Origin of the sequence: Candidatus Coxiella mudrowiae (genome assembly GCA_001077715.1) — a bacterium.
In the GTDB taxonomy this organism is placed as follows: domain Bacteria; phylum Pseudomonadota; class Gammaproteobacteria; order Coxiellales; family Coxiellaceae; genus Coxiella; species Coxiella mudrowiae.
Genome location: CP011126.1, coordinates 165,747 through 184,080 on the forward strand (window position 1 = coordinate 165,747; position 18,334 = coordinate 184,080).

Here is an 18,334-nt window from a genome sequence, read left to right on the forward strand (position 1 = left end):
TAGTGCTAATTGTTCCAAAAGCTCTTGATTCAAGAGTCGATTGCTCTTAACCCCGTGGTAATCATAGCGAATAATTGTATAAATTTTGACATGAACAACGTCTTTCTCATTTAGTGGCAGCGTTATTTTCAATTAAGGAAAAAGCTATTGTAAAGAATTATATACGTTGATATATTTTAATTTTCGAGGAAAGACGAGATGATTTAAATGAAATGGTTATTTTTAAAAGGAGAGACTACTAATCAATTTGGGATTGGCAATGATGAGAATGGTCACAACAATGCCATTTCCATTCAAGCAGAACAAAGCAATAATGCGATTATTATTAATGAGCCAATGGCAATCATCCAAATGTTGAAAAAAGTAATTCATCAGTGGGATGTTCGTCCCGATCAAGTATTTGTGTAAGCAATTATTGTTCGTATTGTTCGTATTGTTCGTATTGTTCGTATTGATGAAAGTTTATTAAGACAGTTAGGTATTCAATGGGGGGGACTATCCTACCGGGAAGTGACATTAGTGTAGCCAATTTTCCTGCGGGCATTCATTGGTTTTATTCCGAAAGGGAATCTGTGAGTGCTGATTCAGGCATTGGAAACGCATACCTCCACTGATATTTTAGGCACTCCATCAATTAGAGTATTAGATAATAAATCTGCCATCATTAGCGAAGGTGAAAATATGGCGATTATTAATCGTCAATATGAAGGAACTGGTGCACCAGTTTCTGATAATTCTACGTTGCCCTTTAATACTTTTGAACGTAAAGATGTTACTTTACAATTAAAAGTAACTCTGTAAATTACCCTTGATAACACCATAAATTTAGAAATTGAGCAGCAAGACAATTCTTTGGAACCTAATTCTAATTCCAGTCCTGATAATCCCACTATCGATACTAGCAAAATTAAAACCAGTGTATTGGCAAGCAGCGGTGACATCCTCGTGCTCGGTGGATTAATTGGAGATGAAAATAAACAAAGGAAAACAAGATTCCTATTCTGGGAGATATTCCTATTTTAGGAAATTTGTTCCGCTATAAAAATCACACCATTGAAAAGAAAAATCTAATGATTTTTATTCGTTCCCTTATTTTGCATAATCGATGGGATTGGTGTAAGGAGACTTTAAAACGATATGATTATATCCGATATCAGGAGTTTTTCAAAAAGGTAGGATTGTCTCCAGATACAGATAAACCGATGTTACCGCCAATCAATAAGGAGCGGGTAGCCGATTTGCCACCCCATTTTAAAAATAACGATGACGCTTGTTAAAAATCGATCTACCACAGCCAATGAAAAATTGGTGAAAGGGCGCTTGCCTTTTAATTATGCCAAATGCCATGGGGATATTCGTTCAATTTTTTACGGAAGAGCGAATCATTCATTGTGGCTCATTCGCCACTGCTTACTCCAGAAACCGTCCTCGAATTACAGCACTATTTTAATCGCCCTATTGAATTTCGGGCAGTACAGTAACCCCAACAGGAATTTAAAACTTTATTAGCACACGCGCTTACGAAATCGGAAAAGAAACGGCTATGGCGGCATTTCATCGAATGGACGTTGATTTAAGCCAGTTGATCACGGAACTTCTACCACACGAAGATTTATTGGAAAGTGAAGACGATGTTCCAATTATTCGTCTTTTAAATGCTATTCTGATTCAAGCCATTAAGTAAATGGCATCAGATATTCATTTTGAAACTTTTGAAGAAAAATTAGTCGTTCGTTTTCGCTGTGACGGCGTTTGCGCGAAATTTTATAGCTTCCTCGAGTGTTAGTGTTATCGCCGTTCATTGTTCACGAATTATAAAGTAATGGTGAAGCTTGTAATATCGCTGAAAAACGCTTGCCTCAGGATGGCCGTATTTATCTGCGAATTGCTGGTCAGGCCGTTGATGTTCGAGTATCTACAATTCCTACACACTTCGGTGAGCGTGTCGTTTTGCGTTTGTTGGATAAACAGAGCGCCCATTTGATTTGCAAAAACTGGGTATGAGCCACGATACCTTGAGTTTAATGAAGCAATTAATTTTAAAACCCACGGTATTATTTTAGTGACCAGCCCCTACACGGGTTCGGGAAAAACAACCACTTTATATGCAGCATTAACAGCATTGAACAGCGTAGTGCGAAATATTTTAACGGTTGAAGATCCCATTGAATACTATTTACCTCAAGCAGGACAGACTCTCAAGTAAATAATAAGATCGGAATGACGTTTGCTCACGGATTGAGAGCCATTTTGCGACAAGATCCTGACACATTTGTCATGGTAAAGGAAATCCCGTGATCTAGAGACTGCCGAAATGGTGATACAAGCAAGTTTAACGAATCATTTGGTGTTAATCTACCTTACATACCAACAGTGCTGTGGGGTAATCACCCATTTGCGAGATATGGGAATTGAACGTTTTCTATTATCTTCTACTTTGATTGGTATGGCAGCCCAACGCTTAGTCCGGGTAGGGTATTGTGCGCACAATACAAACAATCGAAATTAGCGACCCCTAGTGAACTCCGGCTCTTAGGTCTTAGTGAAAGAAAATTAGTCGCTCTCTATCAACTCGTAGGTTGTCATCATTGTAACTGCAGGGGTTATCAGGGACGAACGGGTATTTATGAATTAGTAGCGGTTACCTATAAAATGCGAGATGAGATTTATTGGAATGCTAGTGAGATACTCATCGAAATTAATACTCGTAAAAATCACCGTAGTATGCAGGAAGATGGTTTTCGATGCGTTTTGAACGGAGAGACTAGATTGGGGGTGTTGCATGTGGCAGGTAAATTTTAATGGAAGCTTATAGTTATTCAGCGCTAGACTCTAAAGGAAAACGTTAAAAAGGCATACTTAAAGCCGATACAGCGCGCTAAGTCCTCCAACGATTGTGTGATTATGGATTAATGGTGCTTGAAGTTAATGAAATATCCCAGCGTCGTCCTCTTCATCAAATAGAAAAAAATTTTCTGGAAGCGTTTCTTAACGAAACGAATGAGCGCGGCAGATTTGGCATTAGCCAGACGGCAAATGGCCACCTTACTGGGAGCTGGTATTCCCTTAGACGAAGTGTTACACGCCGTAGCTAATTAATCGGAAAAATTGCAGGCTAAAAGCTTATTACTGGGCGTATGAAGTAAAGTTTTAGAAGGGCAGCTACTAGCAAGCTGGGATGGATAATTTTCCTTTCGCTTTTCCAAAGTTGTATCGCACGACGGTTGTTACTTCCAGCGAAAAGTAGGGTAAGTTGGATGAAGTATTGATAAAATTAGAAGAATATACTGAAAAAAGGCTATTCGACGGAAAATTCAATAAGAATTACTTTATACGAGTTTAATGACACTGGTTTCAATTGGAATTATAATATTTTTATTAATTTATGTAGTTCCAAAAAAACGTTGCTGTTTTTGATCAAACGCAACAATCTTTTCCTGCGGCAACTCTTGTTTTGATTGCTATTAGCTAATTTATAAAACAAACTTTATGGGTTGTATTTTTTGACTCTATTTATTTTAGGGGGGGCTATGCTTTTCAACGGTTGTTAAAAAAAGAACGATTTAGAATCTGGCGCGATCGTTTTTTGTTAAAATTAGCTCTACCGTGAAAATGTATTCGTACCATCAATAGTGCTTGTTTTGGAAGAACGTTTGGTGTTTTGAATGCAGCTACAGTTCCTGTATTAGAAGCTATGCAGGCGACATCCCAATTAATTACTGTGCTTTCGATGTGCTATACTGTAGAAGTTGCTATCGAAAAAGTCCGCGAAGGCACTAATATCCATCGTGTCTTTCAAAAAATTCTTTATTTTTCAAATATTTTTATTCATTTAGTGGCAAGTGGCGAATCCAGTGGACAATTGGAAGCAGTGTTACAAAAAGCGGTAACTACTCAAGAAGAAGATATCGCCGAGCTAATTGATGGATCATTAACACTTTTGGAACCCGTAATGATTTTATTAATGGGCAGTGTCGTGCTCTTTATCGTGCTAGCGATTATGTTGCCTATTTTTGATTTGGATTAAATGAGTAGAGGATAGAATGAAAAAAATTAAAATTAAACTATCAATAAATGGGTGGCTTCACATTGATTGAAGTAATGGTCGTGGTTGTTATCTTAGCAATTTTGGCAGCAATTGTTGTCGCGAATAATGCACCGTCCCGATTAAGCTAAGATTGCGAAAGTAAGACAAGATGTATTATCTATTAAAAATGGAATGGATCTTTATAAATTAGATAATGGTTTTTATCCCACGACTGAACAAGGAATTGAGACACTTGTTAAAAAACTCAAAACTGATCCCGTGCCCCAAGATTGGGAAAGCGGCGGCTATTTAAAGCGGCTTCCTGTTGATCCATGGGGGAACCCTTATCATTACTTAAATCCAGGTAAATAGGGTGATATTGATATTTTCACTTATGGTTCCAATAATAAACCCGACGGTGAGGGTATAACGCGACGGTGGGAAATTGGAATATTAATTAAAAATAATAAAAACCAAGCAGAGTTTACGCTGTTTAAGGTTGTCGTCGTAATGACTATTATCGCCATTATGAGGACCATTGCCTTGTTATCGCCTCATCGTTTTGATCGTGGTCGACAAGTTATGCTTTTTGCGAATCAATTAACTCGAGCTTTGAAATTAGCACAAAAAGAAGCTTTATTTAAAACTTACTAATTTTATAGATAAAATTTTAACAAAATGACTGTCATTTTTATCAATTTCAAAAAAGACTCTCATTCACTGAAGCAGAAATGGCAATTATTTAAGAATCGTCCATTCTTAAGCTCACCTCAATTTTAAGACATTCAAATCAAATTATTAAAACGAAAGAAGAATATATTTTGCGATATTGTTTTTTTTATCTAATGGAGATTTGTCTGTTTTTTAATCTATTAATTTCTAATCAGAGGCGCGATCGCGTTTATCGTTTAGAACATGATTCTAGTAGGAATATTCAATTACAAGAAATTAAATAGCTAACAGGGATTTACTTTGATTGAAGTTCTGGTAGCTTTAATTATTATTGCGGTGGTGCTAACTGCTGTTATTTTAACGATGCGTAATAGTGTTCACAGCACTGCGCATGTAAAAAATAAAATAGCAGCTCATTGGATTGGGTTGTCATGAATGTAATTACGAGCATGCAAGTTAGTTTATTATCAGCGCCTACCAATGAATCAGTGCAAAAAGGTAAAAGCACCCTTGCTTGGTGAGTGATTTAACTGAGAAACTAGCTCTGATCAAACATGGGAAAACTATTATTGACGTATTTATGTTGATGTATGGGGCAGGAGGGGTCCAGGATTAAGATCGAACATTTAATCGGGTTCATAAAATGAATTACCGAAAAAGTATTCCAAAGGGATTTACGCTTATTGAGGTTATGATTGCTTTATTTATTTTTGCCATTATTACTACAATGGCTACATTGGATTTGCAATCTATTTTTCGTATTTGGAAACATTTACGAGCAAGTGATGCTCGAATACAAGAAATTCAAACGGCTTTGACTTTAATTCAAGATGATTTTAACCAAATTATTCAGTGCCCCATTACTGAAGAAATTGGAGAGGAGTTACCATCCCTCCTCATAAATAAAACAGACAGCTTGAAATTTACACGTGGAGGATACACTAATCTAACGAGTGAATTTAAATGAAGCACGTTACAACGCGTAGCTTATGAAAAAGTAGAGACTGATTTAAATTCGTTTGTCATAGGCCGTGCCGGATCGTGCTCCGCATATTATCCCAGAGAAACGTGTCCTGTTGCATCAAGCGACTAAAATGAGTCTTCATTACGTTAATGAGAAAGGTCAAATTGAAAATACTTGCGTTTCTAACGTGAATAAAAATAATTTAGTTAAAACAACTTATTTACCTAGAGCCATCATTGTAACTTTGACACTGAAAGGAATCGGTTCTGTTAAACGAATTTTTCCTCTAGTTGGACGAGGCCTATGCGGAACAGTAAAAAGCAAAATGGAAGTGCACTTTTGAGTGCTTTATTAATTATGGCGCTATTGGAGCAACAATTGCTACCGCGCTTATCGTTTCAGAGCGTTAGCTTGTCTATCATCAACCAAACCTTATTACAAATAGGGAGCAATTGTATCTTGATCTCCAAGGTGTCCAAGATTACGCGGAAATGATCCTTTTACAAAATACCGACTTAAAAAAAATTCCAGATCTTAAGCAGTCATTTTATGGAGCAGAAGTGATTGGAATGCTCTCTGCCTAGAAAGGATTGTTTAATATCAATTGTCTGGCGCAAACGACAAATTAATCCTCTTTTATTCGTTTAATACGATATCTCATTCCGGAGATGACGTTAAAAAAGCTGTTGATTTAGCTTAAGCTGTGAGCGATTGGTTATTTCGGGAAGTTATGGGTGACATTTACTTGCAAGCCAAACCTTCTTATCGCGCAGCTGATCAGGGCATAGTTTCTCTGAGTGAATTGCGTGCAGTATCGGGAGTTAACACCCCCTTATTTTATGAAAAATTATCCTCCCATTTAACTGCTTTTCCTGAAGATCAATGTCAAATTGATATTAATTATGCTTCTATAAAGAGTTTTTTTAACACTTAATGGTGTAAAATAACACTGGAACATGCAAAAGCGCTCTATACCTGCGGGCAAGAACATAGAATTTTTTACAGAGTGAATGATTTTATTAAATTATGTCAAGCGGATAGATTAGTTGAAGCTAATGCAATTTCTGTAACAGATAACTTCTATTTATTACGAGCAGTAGCAACGCGCGATCAGCAGCAATTGAAATTGATCAGTTTGTTAATGTGATATCAAAGATAAACAAGATAAAGTTAAAATTGTATGGCAACAGTTAAACACAGAATAACTGTGATACTCAGAACTTAATAGCGATGAGACCTTTACCTGGTTAGAGTGTGACGATTCAGGAACGGTTTTTTCACAAAAAATATTAGACCATTTAGCAGAGGCATCTTAGGCTATACTTAAAGAGCGTTTATTCGTCGTGACTCCTTGTCAATATGTGCTAATATCAACACGGTTTTACTATGCCAAGACTAAATCAGCACGAATTGGATAAAGCAATTCCTTCATTTTGCGCTTATTCCTAATTTTTTTTACTATCCTTCTTATAGAAGGACAATTGTCCGTATTGATTGAGGAGGGAAGAGCTTTAGTGCGGATGAGTCGTTAAAGAGGATTTTCGACACCGCTGAATAACCTCTCTTTACTCTTACAACTTACGCTTGAGAAATGGTAGAGCCATAAACCTACTCAGATTACTGTTTACCAACATGAAAAAAATTTTCTACCAACAATTTTCAGATTTAGGCCAAAAATTTCTGTACAATGTTCTGTTATGCTTCGAGCGAGTAATTATGCGAAATTAATTAAAGAGACTCCTTTCAATTCTTTTCCACGAAAATATCGATCAAAAAAATCTCCCTATCAACAAAAATATTGGAGAATCGCCAGCATTGCTTTTGTGGTTTGGTTTTTTCTGTTATTGGGTGTACGGAAGCTGGTAGAATGGACAATTTTAAAAATGTATTCAGATCATTTACAGAAAGAGACTGTGCCCACGCTCCAGCAACTATTTCCTTACTTAAAAAGTATTACCTATGCTCGAGAACAAATTTCTCGAGAATTACATTTATTAAGAAAGTCGAATCAGAGGATTAACCATATTCATTTATTAAATCGAGTGGGAGAGATTCCCGACCAATATTCCGAAATAAACGTAGAATCAACAAGCTATCAAAACAGCCAGTTAGTTTTACAAGTTACCACTGATCAACTATCCACTGTAGGAGATTTAGTCCACGTCCTTAACCAAGCTAAACTACAGATGAAACGGAAAATGAATAATCAAAATAAAAAGATAATTGCTGAGTTGACAATCCAATGATTGAAAAATGGTAGCAATTATTAAAGAGCGCGAGCGTCGTTTGATAAATGTGGGCGGTCTTTTGATTATGAATTTATTAGTTTACTTGTTAATTCTTAGTCCTTTATCCATGGCGATCGTTAATTTGCAAACCCATATTGCCTCGCAGAAATTTTTTATCGTTTGGGCAAAGCATGCTGTGGTCAATAAATCCATAAGTTGAGACAAGAAGGGTTTGGGATAAAGCAAGCAACCCAACCTTTATTGGTAATTGCTGAGCGGACAACATTAACCGAACAAAAATTAAGTGCTTATTTACAGGAGGTGCAGAAACTTGAAAGCAATAAAGTGACATTAACTTTCCACCAGGTGCCTTTTGATGATTGGATGGATTGGGTGCAATTGCTCTCTAAAAAAATACGAAATCAATGTAGAGCAATTGAAGGCACAAAGAACGAACCCGTGGGTACCGTTGATACGATTATCGTTTTGTCAAAATAAGGTAGCTTGTCACTGAGCGAAGCGAAGAATCTCACCATATGATTAAAAACGAGATCCCTCGTTTTGCTCGGGATGAGACGTATGTTACATCCTCAGAGGAGCAGCCTGTTGAATTAGATTGGAGCGCATTAATGCCATTCACATTGCCGAATTTGGCAGCTTCTTTAAACCATTTTACTGCCTGCACGGGATTGCGGTGAACGCTAATAATACCATAGTAGAACATGTAGCGAATGGGGCATATTGAGCTTGAATGTTTCCTCTTTTAGCACAAGCATACAGCCTATATAAAAGGATTATGGAAGTCTTGTTGATGATAAGGCGCTTCCCCTTTTGCGTATAGCCAATTGGCTGTCACTGCACAACTGCCTAAAAACCTGAGGAAAACAAATAAATAATATAGAAGATATCTTCTTCCAGATAAAAATTATTTACTAATGTCAGCAATTATTTCCGAAATTTTGGGTACCGGTTTTTGGGTACCGGTAATAATAAGCTTTCTAAGCGACCATTATCATCGAGGATAACACGATTACGAAAGATATTCCAGAATAATAGCCCCTCCAGGAATCATGGACCCGACTTGATAGATTTTTGGGGTAGCCAGGTGCTGAAATTAAAGCACGCGAAGTATACCCGAGTCGGATGATAGAGAAAAAGCGATGCCTTGGAGATTTAATTGCAATGTGGTGAGGGGCATGCTGTCGAGATTTTGACTTTATTGACCGAAAAGGTGAAATTCTGAAATCGATGAAACTTCGGTGGGAACGAAATGCACTATTTTAGCCAAAGATAGCGAAAAGGAGGGCAATGAAATAAATAATAATCCCAATTGCTAGAACGAATGAATAATCAGCAAACCAAACAATGCAGTAACTAGAAGCGGCACGTGTGTGTCTTTGCATAAAAAGTCATAAAAAATAGCTAGACGTGGCATTCCTTGATTTTAGTAAAGCCCTTGGCTTTAGATAAGTTCTGATCTTTCAGGACTCGGTGAACTTCGGTCACGTTTCGCATTCTATCTCAAACAATGCTATACTTCGCCTCTTTAGGATTAAACATTTAAGCTTATGACTAAATCTGTGTCCCCTGTGTATCAAGAGGCAAAATACCTCATCAGCGCAGCTGAATTTAGCGACTTACCGCTGGACGAAGGAGCCGAGGTTGCTTTCATTGGGCGGTCTAATGCCGGAAAATCCAGCGCATTAAATGTAATTACAGGTATTAAAGGATTGGCGCGTACCAGTAAAACACCTGGTCGAACGCAAATGATAAATTTTTTTGCTTTAAATGAGAGCAAACGTTTGGTAGACTTACCCGGCTATGGCTACGCTAAAGTTCCTCGTATGGTTCAAGAGCGTTGGGAAGAGTTAGTGGATAGTTATTTAAAAAAACGGTCCTGTCTGAAAGGATTAGTGGTGGTCATGGATGTACGACATCCTTTAAAAGAAATGGATGAAGATGTGATTAAATGGGCAGTGGAGTACGATATTCCCCTTCATATACTTCTCACGAAATCGGATAAGCTCAGCCAAAGCGCAGCGAAAAAAGTTTTTAGCGACGTACAAGTACAGCTGACCACATACAGCGATAAGATATCCGCTCAATTATTTTCTTCTCACGACCGCACTATTGGTCTGGATGAAATAAAATCAGTATTAAATGACTGGTATCGATAAAATTGAAAAAAAATCAATCAAAAGGGTTGCCTTTTCAAAAAAACCTCTGTAAAGTCCCTGTATTGTAAATAACCCACCTCTTTATGGGGGGTGGGTAGTGAAGCTTTTGTTACATTACACCTGCCTAAAACCTCCCAGTAGTCCCTTAACTTAGGATTGATGACAATTCGCTAGGTCGTTTTGAATTTTTGATTTTCGAGCAAGTACAGAAAGTCAATGAACAATGACTAATAATGACCAATATAGTAGAAATGTCATGTCTTAATTTGTTTGGACGTGGTATTACTAACTTCAGTTGATGCCACTGAAATTTCTCCATCACAAAAATGGAGCATGACATGTTCTCGTTTTCAAAAAAAACATATGCAAAAAATGAAGTCGTTTCATGGCCGATCCCGAATTATTGGGATGTGGTTGCTCTATTATTGGTTTTAGCCGTTCTCGTTTTATTGGACTATGGCGCCAACGCAATGATGGCAAGGTTTGATGTGGGGAAAACCTTCCCTATTTCATTAGATCCAGTCATGTTGCCCTATTACGCGTTACGCACGGTGTTACGGATGCTGATTGCGATGTTTTTTTCATTATTATTTACCTTTATTTTTGGTACTTGGGCTGCCAAAAGCCGCCATGCGGAACGCATTATTATCCCTATGATTGACATTTTGCAGTCAGTACCTGTGCTAGGGTTTTTAACGATCACAGTGACAGCTTTTGTCGCCCTATTTCGCGGTAGTTTGTTAGGCCCGGAGTGTGCAGCATTATTTGCAATCTTTACGGCACAGGCATGGAATATGGCCTTGAGCTTTTATCAAAGCCTTCGAACTGTGCCAAATGATTTGCAAGAAGCTGCCACAATGTTGCAATTATCCGCATGGCAACGCTTTTGGCGAGTGGAAGTTCCGTTTGCCATGCCTGGTTTACTGTGGAATACCATGATGTCGATGTCGGGCAGTTGGATTTTTTTAGTAGCTTCAGAAGCTATTACTGTGGCGGGACACAATATTATGTTACCAGGTATTGGTTCTTACATCGGGATGGCCATCGAGTACGCGGACAAAATGGCCGTCGTTTATGTAATTATTACGATGATTATTGTAATTGCATTATATGATCAATTGTTGTTTCGTCCACTGGTTGCTTGGGCAGAAAAATTCAGCGCAGAAGTAAGTGTGGGAGAAAGCGAAGCACAATCGTGGGTATTAAATTTATTTCAGCGGACGCGATTTTTACGTTTTATTGGCGAATATTTTTCCTTATTAGGAAATGCAATCGTTAATTGTCGGCTCTTTCGTTATCGTTCTCCACGAAAACCATCCGAATATCGATATTTATTGCGTCGATTTTTTACTGTGAGTTGGAATGCATTTTTAATTTTAGCCCTGCTGGTCTCTTTTTTCTTGTTAATGCGTTTTATTTTAGCAGAAGTGAGTTGGACTGAGGTATTCCATGTCTTTTATTTGGGTTTTGTAACAGGATTACGTGTTAGCGTTTTGCTTATTCTCAGTTCGCTCATTTGGGTCCCCATCGGCGTTTGGGTCGGCTTACGACCCAATGTTTCTCGGGTAGTTCAACCTCTCGCGCAATTTTTAGCAGCATTTCCTGCTAATTTATTATTTTCCATTGTGGTGATCCTTATCATTCGATTTGCTTTAAATGTAAATATTTGGACTTCGCCGCTGATGGTTTTAGGGGCGCAATGGTACATTTTGTTCAACGTCATTGCTGGAGCGATGGCCTTGCCTAAAAACTTGCACCATGTTATCGGTACGTTGAATGTTAAAGGATGGCTTTGGTGGAAACGATTTATGTTGCCTGGAATATTTTCTTATTACATTACAGGTGCCATTACGGCAGCAGGTGGTGCCTGGAATACGAGTATTATTGCTGAAGCAGTGAGCTGGGGAAATACGCATTTGCAGGCAACCGGATTGGGTGCTTATATCGCATCGATTTCCCAACAAGGTGATTTTCCTCGTCTTGCTTTGGCGATTATGGTGATGTCTTTGTATGTGTTGGCATTTAATCATGGCCTGTGGAGACCGCTTTATCGACTGGCGGAAGAAAGTTTTCAGGTTAAATAAACAGGCAGAGGTTAGCGATCGTGAAAAAAAATAATTTTCCTATTATCGAAGTTAAAAGTGTGAGAAAATTATTTAAAAAAAAAGGGTTACAAGATTTATTAGTATTAGACCGTATAAATTTTAACTTAAACGAAGGAGAAATCATTGCAATTTTAGGAAAATCCGGATCTGGAAAATCTACCCTATTGCGGATAATTGCAGGTTTAATTAAACCGTCATCGGGAGTAGTGCTTTATCACGATGAACCCATTATTGCACCTGTTCCTGGATTAAGTATGGTGTTTCAACATTTTGCCTTGATGCCATGGCTCACCGTGTTAGAAAACGTTGAGTTAGGCTTAGAGGCGAGGGGTGTCCAGCGTGAAGAACGTCGCACTCGTGCTCTTAAAGCTATCGACATCGTTGGCCTTGATGGCTTTGAATCAGCTTATCCGAAAGAATTATCTGGTGGCATGTCACAGCGAGTGGGATTAGCGCGAGCATTAGTGGTAGATCCAGAAGTATTATTGATGGATGAGCCATTTTCAGCATTGGATGTATTGACCGCTGAAAATTTACGGAGTGATTTAATCGATATATGGCGTTCTGGAAAAACCAACATTAAAAATGTCATTATTGTAACCCACAATATTGAAGAAGCTGCATTTTTAGCAGATCGTATTTTGGTATTCTCAATTAATCCGGGAACCATTCGTGCTGAAGTGAACGTAGATTTACCGCATCCGCGGAACGATCAAGATCCGAAATTTTGTCAAATTGTGGACAATATTTATGGATTAATGACCAAACCTGCAGTGGAAGCTGTTCCGGAAGCGATTAAATTTAAGATGATCGATGTGGGTTATTGGTTGCCGCAAGTACCTATTTCGGAAATGATGGGCTTTATAGAAAATTTGGCCTCTTACGAGCAGAAAAAGGTAGATTTACCTGAATTAACGGAAGAGTTGCATTATGAAATTGATGACTTGTTTCCAATTATAGAAGCGCTCGAAATACTGCATTTTGCCCATGTCTCCGGAGGAGACATTGAATTAACAACGGCAGGACGTAAGCTAGCAGAAGCGAATATTTTAGAACGTAAAAAAATATTTGCGAAGCACTTAACTGAATATGTCCCTCTAGCGAGTCAAATTCGTCAAGAATTAAATGAACATCCTAATCACGAGATTTCGGAAGAACATTTTCTGGATAATCTTGAGAATTATCTCAGTGAACAAGCAGCGGACGAAGTTTTAACTACTGTCATCGACTGGGGTCGTTATGCAGAAATTTTCGCTTACGATTATAATTCGGGTATTCTAAGTTTAGAGAATCCTTAAATGAAATTTTTTTCTGAAAAGACTGAGACATTTTTATTGGATGGGCTTGCAGGCAAGCTTGAGATAATGACTACGCTGGCTAACGATTCAGAAAGAGCTGTTATGGGTGTCATCTGTCACCCTCACCCGCTATACGGTGGGACAATGCATAATAAGGTTGTGACAACGGTGGCCAAAGCGTTTGAGCAATTGGGAGCAAAAACGGTGCGGTTTAATTTTCGTGGTGTAGGGAAAAGCGAAGGGCATTATGATGATGCTTTGGGTGAAGCTGATGATTTAAGAGTAATTCTGGGATGGGTTAAAGGAGTTTGTCCGAATGACGAAATTTGGTTAGCCGGATTTTCTTTCGGCTCTTATGTGGCTGCTAAAGCGGCCAACACAGACCCTGATATCACACGACTTATCACCATCGCGCCGACGGTGAACAATTATAATTACCACGCGTTCACAAGCATTACTTGTCCTTGGTTAGTAGTGCTTGGTGCTGAGGACGAATTGGTTCCTCTGGAGCAAGTTAAAGCCTTTGTGGAACAACCCCCGGTTCCTGTCCGTTTTGTAGTGGTCGAAAAAGCCAGCCATTTTTTTCATTGCAAACTGATTGAGTTGCGAGAAGCATTGGTACGCGAATTAGTTTGAGCTCAGCTAATCTATCAGTGATTGACAGGCTATCAGGCCTTCCACTAATATAAAATCAGATTTTATATTAGTGGGAAGTTTTTTAAGGAAGTAAGCAGGCGCTTTCGAGTGGTGCTGCTAAGCGGCCCTCAACAGCTGGGAAAGATGACCTTGCTTGAACATATTGAGAAAAAGGATCGGTCTTATGTAAGTTTTGATGATTTAAATAGACGAAGTGCAATATACCTTCCATTTTGCCTTTGTTAAAATAGCTTAAACTTAAAATAGCAGATAAAAAACCTGGGATTTTGGCTAATGAGTTCTCAACAATTTGAGGTGATGAAAAATATTTCTGAATCGCTGGCGAGGGGTGTCGCTATTCTTTAAGTTAGAAGGTCTTTCCCTCTTGCAGAAGAGCAAGGCCGTATCAATTTGTGAACCATTTTTACCTGACCTTAGGACCATAAAATCACAGAAAAAATAGCAAAACCATTAAGTTTATTGGAAATTTATCATAAAATCTGATGAGGTTCCTATCCGGGTATTGTATTGAGTAATGGCGAGCATTGGGAACGCTTTTATGATTCTTACGTAACCACTTATATTCAGAGGGAGGTTTGTGACTATTTGCAAATAAATGATCAAATGGCCTTTCATAAATTCATACAAAATAATAGCAGAAAGAACGGGTCAATTAATCAATTATAGAGACATAATATACTTGAGGCTTCAGGAATTGTTTATTTATTGCAACCTTAATTTTAATAATCATACAAAACGTTTATTAAAAACACCCAAATTATATTTTATGGATACAGGGTTATATGTGCCTTTTTAACAGGTTAGTTAACCCTCGAAATATTGGAACGTGGTGCTATGGCAGGAGCTTTATTTTTACCGCGATAAAGAAAAACGAGAAGAAATTGATCTATATAATCGAAAAAATACTGTGCTCTATCCCATCGAAATAAAAAAACTGTTTTTATTAAAAATATGAGTTTCCAAAATTTTGAAGTTTTGCAAAACCTGAAAGTTCCTATTGGACATGATGGTTTGTTGTGTTCTGTTAATGCTCCTTTACCGGTCTCCAAAGAAGTTGACGCAATTCCGAATTGGATACATCTAAAATTTAAGCTTCTAACCTCTATAATTACGAAAAGCTAGCGTCATGAAGTTCGTCTAAAAGCTAGAGTTCCACTAGCCTTCCAGCTTAGAAAAGACAAGCTAACCATTTCGGGGAGAAGTGAAGGTGCTCTTAAAGTTTAACAAGAATCATTATCATTTATCCTTGACACCTTTATAAGGATAGGGAGATAATAGCGAATATCTAATTGCATCTCATTCTCATTTAGGAGTAGCGGCATTGACCCTTTCCGATTTAAATCCTGGTGACTTTGGTAGAATTTGTGGATTTCATCCCGGCAATAAGTCTTATCGGCGAAAATTACTAGCTATGGGCCTCACGCCAAATACTCAGTTTCAAGTGATCCGGCGGGCGCCACTCGGAGACCCGATACAAATACAGGTACGAGATTTTTATCTCACTCTCCGGCAATGCGAAGTCATTCAATTAAAGATTGAGCGGGTGGTAAATGAGTAAGAATTTCACTGTTGCTTTAGCCGGAAACCCTAATTGCGGGAAAACTGTAGTATTTAATGCCCTGACAGGTAGCCGTCAACGTGTAGGAAATTGGCCAGGAGTAACTGTCGACAAAAAATCTGGTTTTTTTCAGCATCAAGGTTCTCGAGTGCAAGTAGTGGATTTACCCGGGGTCTATTCGACAAGTGTAACATCGGATGCGGTCGATGAAAAAATTGCTTGCCAATATTTGTTATCGAATGAAGCCGATGTGGCCATAAATGTCATTGACGGCAGCAACCTTGAGCGCAATCTGTATCTTACTTTGCAATTATTAGAAATGAATATTCCAGTAATTTTAGCTGTAAATATGATGGATATTGTGAAACTGCGTGGTTTAAAACTGGATCTCAAACAGCTCAGTAAATTGTTAGATTCCCCAGTCGTTAGTCTGGTAGCCCGTCAAAATCAAGGTATCGACTTATTAAGAGATGCTATTTTAAAATTAAAAAAAAATCTCCGCGCTTCTAAAGTTTGCTTATCATTGCCCGTTGAAATTAATAAAGCTGCACATTTGCTTACACAAGTTGTGTCTTTTGACAACAGCCCTTTGACAGGATGGTTGGTATTACGTTTGTTGGAGGATGATTATTTAGCCAAACAAATCGTGGATGAGTCGGTTTTAAAATTCGCTAAACAGCAAATTGATTTAATTAAAATCAAGCTTAATGAGGAGCCAGATATTTTAATTGCCGACGCGCGTTACGTATTTGTTAATCAGATAGCTGGGCAGGTAACACAACTTACCAAAACGCCTCGACAATCGGTAACACAATGGATCGATCGTATTGTATTAAATCGATTTTTAGGTATACCGATATTTTTTGGGATTATGTATTTAATGTTTTTATTCGCCATTAATATCGGCGGTGCTTTTCAAAGTTTCTTTGATATTAGTACCACCACTATTTTTATTGATGGTTTAACGCATTTGCTAATATCTTGGCATTTCTCTGTCTGGGTAACTGCACTCTTAGCCAGTGGCGTTGGAAAAGGCATAAATACCACTATTACGTTTACACCTATTATTGGAGGGATGTTTTTATTTCTCGCTTTCTTAGAAGATTCGGGTTATATGGCGCGAGCTGCATTTGTGATGGACCGTTTCATGCGAGCATTAGGATTGCCAGGAAAATCGTTTGTTCCAATGATTGTTGGTTTTGGTTGTAATGTACCAGCAGTAATGGGGGCACGGACGTTAGAAAATCGGTACGATCGGGTGCTGACAGTTATGATGATGCCATTTATGTCTTGTGGGGCACGGTTAGCCATTTTTACTGTGTTTGCTAGTGCTTTTTTTCCTAAAGGAGGCGCTTCAATTATTTTTATTTCGTATTTAATAGGTATTTTAATTGCTGTCCTTTCCGGTTTAGTTTTGCGAAAAACAATCCTTCCAGGAAAACCTGCGCCTTTGGTAATGGAATTGCCGCCTTATCATGTACCTCGATTAAATTCTTTGTGTTGCCATATGTGGCAGCGATTAAAAAACTTTTTGTTTCGAGCTGGCCGATACATCATTCCCATTTGCGTAATTATTGGCGTTTTAAATTCCGTCACGGTGACCGGGAAATTAGTGCAAGACACGACACAACAGTCATTATTGTCAGCTGTTGGCCGAATGGTTACCCCTGTATTCGCTCCGCTGGGGGTGAAAACTAATAATTGGCCAGCGACGGTAGGTTTAACCACGGGTATTTTAGCGAAAGAAGTGGTTGTGGGTACGCTAAATACTTTGTATAGCGAACAGGGTCATTTAAGTGAGCAGGCTGTATTAAAATTTAATTTTGGGAGGGGGCTGTGTGACGCAGTTATATCCGTTCCACAAAATTTAAGCCAACTTGGAGATGCCTTTAAAAATCCTATTTCAGCTAATGAGGGACCGCATGAAATGAATAGAACGGCATACGGAATTATGTACAAGCAGTTTGGTGGTAAGGCTGCTGCTTTTGCCTATCTTTTATTTGTTTTATTATATTTTCCGTGTGTTTCTACAATGACAGCGATGCGACGCGAAGTCGGCAAACGGTGGGCTTTATTTTCAGTGCTGTGGAGCATAGGTTTAGCTTATGGACTAGCCGTAATTTGTTATCAAGTGTTGACTGTGTTTGATCATCCCTGGGCTACATTGGCCTGGAGTGGTAGTTTACTAATTGTTTTAGCGACGGTTGTCATCGGATTACGACAATACGCTTCGCACGAAAATAATAACGATTCACTCTTCTCGTTACGAAGATTGTGAAGCGAGGGAGTCGTAACGTGCTTTTATCCTTAAAAGCCTTTTTAAAAGAACGAAAGACAGCTAATTTGCAAGAACTGTCTTTACATTTTTGTAAAGAACCTCAAATAATGCGCTGTATGTTAGAACACTGGATACGGAAAGGAAAAATATGCCGTCTCGGGAAATCTGCTGCTTGTGGAACGAAATGCCAACTTTGCCAGCCGCAGTTTGCTGAAACCTATCAATGGATAGAAATACAGTCTTAGTTGATTGGTGGATTATGCTCCCCGGTCGCGCTAATCCACCTTACGTTATATTAGCGGCACACACAGGGGTGTAATTCGCCAGTAAAAAAAACTGGATGATCTCATCATTTCATCCACCATCATTT

General features: G+C 38.4%; 28 protein-coding genes and 3 pseudogenes. All 31 read left to right on the forward strand.

Going from position 1 to position 18,334, the window contains the following annotated elements:
* Positions 1-207: 207 nt before the first annotated feature.
* The 31 genes and pseudogenes from CleRt_RS00760 (at position 208) to CleRt_RS00855 (ending at position 18,209) form a co-directional block, all read left to right on the forward strand.
* Positions 208-408: a secretin N-terminal domain-containing protein gene (locus tag CleRt_RS00760; RefSeq protein WP_048874824.1), complete on the forward strand. Its 201-nt coding sequence runs from the start codon at positions 208-210 to the stop codon at positions 406-408.
* A 168-nt stretch (positions 409-576) separates the two neighbouring features.
* Positions 577-1,037 (forward strand): annotated as a pseudogene (locus CleRt_RS11130) (type II secretion system protein GspD); the annotation flags it as partial.
* Between the two features lie 33 nt (positions 1,038-1,070).
* Positions 1,071-1,277: a hypothetical protein gene (locus CleRt_RS00770; RefSeq protein ID WP_048874826.1), complete on the forward strand. Its 207-nt coding sequence runs from the start codon at positions 1,071-1,073 to the stop codon at positions 1,275-1,277.
* 266 nt (positions 1,278-1,543) lie between these two features.
* Positions 1,544-1,684 carry a hypothetical protein gene (locus CleRt_RS09660; RefSeq protein WP_157870759.1) on the forward strand — a complete coding sequence of 47 codons (141 nt, stop codon included), beginning with the start codon at positions 1,544-1,546 and terminating at the stop codon, positions 1,682-1,684.
* 155 nt (positions 1,685-1,839) lie between these two features.
* Positions 1,840-2,004, forward strand: a complete 165-nt coding sequence (locus CleRt_RS13815) for an ATPase, T2SS/T4P/T4SS family (RefSeq protein ID WP_442778090.1) — start codon at positions 1,840-1,842, stop codon at positions 2,002-2,004.
* Between the two features lies 1 nt (position 2,005).
* Positions 2,006-2,206, forward strand: a pseudogene (locus tag CleRt_RS08685) (ATPase, T2SS/T4P/T4SS family); the annotation flags it as partial.
* Between the two features lie 14 nt (positions 2,207-2,220).
* A complete protein-coding gene (locus CleRt_RS13820) occupies positions 2,221-2,298 on the forward strand; it encodes a hypothetical protein (protein WP_157870941.1) in 78 nt (25 codons plus the stop codon).
* A 16-nt stretch (positions 2,299-2,314) separates the two neighbouring features.
* Entirely contained in the window at positions 2,315-2,509 is a 195-nt protein-coding gene (locus tag CleRt_RS13825) for an ATPase, T2SS/T4P/T4SS family (RefSeq protein ID WP_157870762.1), read from the forward strand.
* Positions 2,479-2,802 carry an ATPase, T2SS/T4P/T4SS family gene (locus tag CleRt_RS08160; protein ID WP_053097813.1) on the forward strand — a complete coding sequence of 108 codons (324 nt, stop codon included), beginning with the start codon at positions 2,479-2,481 and terminating at the stop codon, positions 2,800-2,802. The genes CleRt_RS13825 and CleRt_RS08160 overlap by 31 nt, the downstream gene beginning before the upstream one ends.
* 823 nt (positions 2,803-3,625) lie before the next feature.
* Positions 3,626-4,027, forward strand: a complete 402-nt coding sequence (locus tag CleRt_RS08690) for a type II secretion system F family protein (protein ID WP_306686886.1) — start codon at positions 3,626-3,628, stop codon at positions 4,025-4,027.
* A 47-nt stretch (positions 4,028-4,074) separates the two neighbouring features.
* Complete coding sequence (locus CleRt_RS13830) at positions 4,075-4,176, forward strand: type IV pilin protein (protein ID WP_371440240.1); 102 nt, start codon at positions 4,075-4,077, stop codon at positions 4,174-4,176.
* 43 nt (positions 4,177-4,219) lie between these two features.
* Positions 4,220-4,399: a type II secretion system protein GspG gene (locus tag CleRt_RS13835; protein WP_371440241.1), complete on the forward strand. Its 180-nt coding sequence runs from the start codon at positions 4,220-4,222 to the stop codon at positions 4,397-4,399.
* A 138-nt stretch (positions 4,400-4,537) separates the two neighbouring features.
* Positions 4,538-4,681: a hypothetical protein gene (locus CleRt_RS09680; protein WP_157870764.1), complete on the forward strand. Its 144-nt coding sequence runs from the start codon at positions 4,538-4,540 to the stop codon at positions 4,679-4,681.
* Between the two features lie 312 nt (positions 4,682-4,993).
* A pseudogene (locus CleRt_RS08695) lies at positions 4,994-5,134 on the forward strand (prepilin-type N-terminal cleavage/methylation domain-containing protein); the annotation flags it as partial.
* A 208-nt stretch (positions 5,135-5,342) separates the two neighbouring features.
* The gene (locus CleRt_RS00795) at positions 5,343-5,666 is read left to right on the forward strand and encodes a PulJ/GspJ family protein (protein ID WP_048874828.1); all 324 of its coding nucleotides are present in this window, start codon (positions 5,343-5,345) and stop codon (positions 5,664-5,666) included.
* Between the two features lie 64 nt (positions 5,667-5,730).
* A complete protein-coding gene (locus tag CleRt_RS00800) occupies positions 5,731-6,006 on the forward strand; it encodes a type II secretion system protein GspJ (protein WP_048874829.1) in 276 nt (91 codons plus the stop codon).
* Positions 6,007-6,115: 109 nt separating this feature from the next.
* Positions 6,116-6,247, forward strand: coding sequence for a hypothetical protein (locus CleRt_RS12865; RefSeq protein ID WP_306686721.1), 132 nt, complete (start codon positions 6,116-6,118; stop codon positions 6,245-6,247).
* 146 nt (positions 6,248-6,393) lie between these two features.
* On the forward strand, positions 6,394-6,597 hold the full coding sequence (locus CleRt_RS00805; protein WP_162198803.1) for a type II secretion system protein GspK: 204 nt from the start codon (positions 6,394-6,396) through the stop codon (positions 6,595-6,597).
* A gap of 72 nt (positions 6,598-6,669) precedes the next feature.
* A complete protein-coding gene (locus tag CleRt_RS09685) occupies positions 6,670-6,810 on the forward strand; it encodes a hypothetical protein (RefSeq protein ID WP_157870765.1) in 141 nt (46 codons plus the stop codon).
* A gap of 550 nt (positions 6,811-7,360) precedes the next feature.
* Positions 7,361-7,909 (forward strand): GspL/Epsl periplasmic domain-containing protein, encoded by a 549-nt coding sequence (locus tag CleRt_RS00810; protein WP_048874831.1) that lies wholly within the window; start codon positions 7,361-7,363, stop codon positions 7,907-7,909.
* Between the two features lie 7 nt (positions 7,910-7,916).
* Positions 7,917-8,111: a type II secretion system protein M gene (locus tag CleRt_RS00815; RefSeq protein WP_048874832.1), complete on the forward strand. Its 195-nt coding sequence runs from the start codon at positions 7,917-7,919 to the stop codon at positions 8,109-8,111.
* Positions 8,108-8,389, forward strand: a complete 282-nt coding sequence (locus CleRt_RS00820; RefSeq protein WP_048874833.1) for a type II secretion system protein M — start codon at positions 8,108-8,110, stop codon at positions 8,387-8,389. Before CleRt_RS00815 ends, CleRt_RS00820 begins: the two co-directional genes overlap by 4 nt.
* A 38-nt stretch (positions 8,390-8,427) precedes the next feature.
* Complete coding sequence (locus CleRt_RS09690; protein ID WP_157870766.1) at positions 8,428-8,589, forward strand: hypothetical protein; 162 nt, start codon at positions 8,428-8,430, stop codon at positions 8,587-8,589.
* A gap of 870 nt (positions 8,590-9,459) precedes the next feature.
* A complete protein-coding gene (gene yihA, locus CleRt_RS00825; protein ID WP_048874834.1) occupies positions 9,460-10,068 on the forward strand; it encodes a ribosome biogenesis GTP-binding protein YihA/YsxC in 609 nt (202 codons plus the stop codon).
* A gap of 338 nt (positions 10,069-10,406) precedes the next feature.
* The gene (locus CleRt_RS00830) at positions 10,407-12,152 is read left to right on the forward strand and encodes an ABC transporter permease (protein ID WP_048874835.1); all 1,746 of its coding nucleotides are present in this window, start codon (positions 10,407-10,409) and stop codon (positions 12,150-12,152) included.
* Entirely contained in the window at positions 12,149-13,471 is a 1,323-nt protein-coding gene (locus CleRt_RS00835; protein WP_082160391.1) for an ABC transporter ATP-binding protein, read from the forward strand. The genes CleRt_RS00830 and CleRt_RS00835 overlap by 4 nt, the downstream gene beginning before the upstream one ends.
* The gene (locus CleRt_RS00840; protein WP_048874837.1) at positions 13,472-14,107 is read left to right on the forward strand and encodes an alpha/beta hydrolase; all 636 of its coding nucleotides are present in this window, start codon (positions 13,472-13,474) and stop codon (positions 14,105-14,107) included. It abuts the gene before it with no gap.
* An 850-nt stretch (positions 14,108-14,957) separates the two neighbouring features.
* The gene (locus CleRt_RS14535) at positions 14,958-15,083 is read left to right on the forward strand and encodes a DUF4143 domain-containing protein (protein ID WP_503465673.1); all 126 of its coding nucleotides are present in this window, start codon (positions 14,958-14,960) and stop codon (positions 15,081-15,083) included.
* A gap of 333 nt (positions 15,084-15,416) precedes the next feature.
* Positions 15,417-15,686, forward strand: coding sequence for a FeoA family protein (locus CleRt_RS00845; protein ID WP_048874838.1), 270 nt, complete (start codon positions 15,417-15,419; stop codon positions 15,684-15,686).
* On the forward strand, positions 15,679-17,964 hold the full coding sequence (feoB, locus tag CleRt_RS00850; RefSeq protein ID WP_048874839.1) for a Fe(2+) transporter permease subunit FeoB: 2,286 nt from the start codon (positions 15,679-15,681) through the stop codon (positions 17,962-17,964). The genes CleRt_RS00845 and feoB overlap by 8 nt, the downstream gene beginning before the upstream one ends.
* Entirely contained in the window at positions 17,961-18,209 is a 249-nt protein-coding gene (locus CleRt_RS00855) for a FeoC-like transcriptional regulator (protein ID WP_235379109.1), read from the forward strand. The genes feoB and CleRt_RS00855 overlap by 4 nt, the downstream gene beginning before the upstream one ends.
* Positions 18,210-18,334 lie beyond the last annotated feature (125 nt).

What these genes read in the sequence shown, in the direction of transcription:
- CleRt_RS09680 (WP_157870764.1), top strand. Translation starts at nt 4,538, where the DNA reads ATGACTATTATCGCCATTATGAGGACCATTGCCTTGTTATCGCCTCAT.
- CleRt_RS00815 (WP_048874832.1), top strand. Translation starts at nt 7,917, where the DNA reads ATGGTAGCAATTATTAAAGAGCGCGAGCGTCGTTTGATAAATGTGGGC.
- CleRt_RS00760 (WP_048874824.1), top strand. Translation starts at nt 208, where the DNA reads ATGAAATGGTTATTTTTAAAAGGAGAGACTACTAATCAATTTGGGATT.
- CleRt_RS00830 (WP_048874835.1), top strand. Translation starts at nt 10,407, where the DNA reads ATGTTCTCGTTTTCAAAAAAAACATATGCAAAAAATGAAGTCGTTTCA.
- CleRt_RS13820 (WP_157870941.1), top strand. Translation starts at nt 2,221, where the DNA reads ATGACGTTTGCTCACGGATTGAGAGCCATTTTGCGACAAGATCCTGAC.
- CleRt_RS09690 (WP_157870766.1), top strand. Translation starts at nt 8,428, where the DNA reads ATGATTAAAAACGAGATCCCTCGTTTTGCTCGGGATGAGACGTATGTT.
- feoB (WP_048874839.1), top strand. Translation starts at nt 15,679, where the DNA reads ATGAGTAAGAATTTCACTGTTGCTTTAGCCGGAAACCCTAATTGCGGG.
- CleRt_RS13825 (WP_157870762.1), top strand. Translation starts at nt 2,315, where the DNA reads ATGGTGATACAAGCAAGTTTAACGAATCATTTGGTGTTAATCTACCTT.
- CleRt_RS09660 (WP_157870759.1), top strand. Translation starts at nt 1,544, where the DNA reads ATGGCGGCATTTCATCGAATGGACGTTGATTTAAGCCAGTTGATCACG.
- CleRt_RS00840 (WP_048874837.1), top strand. Translation starts at nt 13,472, where the DNA reads ATGAAATTTTTTTCTGAAAAGACTGAGACATTTTTATTGGATGGGCTT.
- CleRt_RS00810 (WP_048874831.1), top strand. Translation starts at nt 7,361, where the DNA reads ATGCTTCGAGCGAGTAATTATGCGAAATTAATTAAAGAGACTCCTTTC.
- CleRt_RS00805 (WP_162198803.1), top strand. Translation starts at nt 6,394, where the DNA reads ATGGGTGACATTTACTTGCAAGCCAAACCTTCTTATCGCGCAGCTGAT.
- CleRt_RS00770 (WP_048874826.1), top strand. Translation starts at nt 1,071, where the DNA reads ATGATTTTTATTCGTTCCCTTATTTTGCATAATCGATGGGATTGGTGT.
- CleRt_RS13830 (WP_371440240.1), top strand. Translation starts at nt 4,075, where the DNA reads ATGGGTGGCTTCACATTGATTGAAGTAATGGTCGTGGTTGTTATCTTA.
- CleRt_RS13835 (WP_371440241.1), top strand. Translation starts at nt 4,220, where the DNA reads ATGGATCTTTATAAATTAGATAATGGTTTTTATCCCACGACTGAACAA.
- CleRt_RS00795 (WP_048874828.1), top strand. Translation starts at nt 5,343, where the DNA reads ATGAATTACCGAAAAAGTATTCCAAAGGGATTTACGCTTATTGAGGTT.
- yihA (WP_048874834.1), top strand. Translation starts at nt 9,460, where the DNA reads ATGACTAAATCTGTGTCCCCTGTGTATCAAGAGGCAAAATACCTCATC.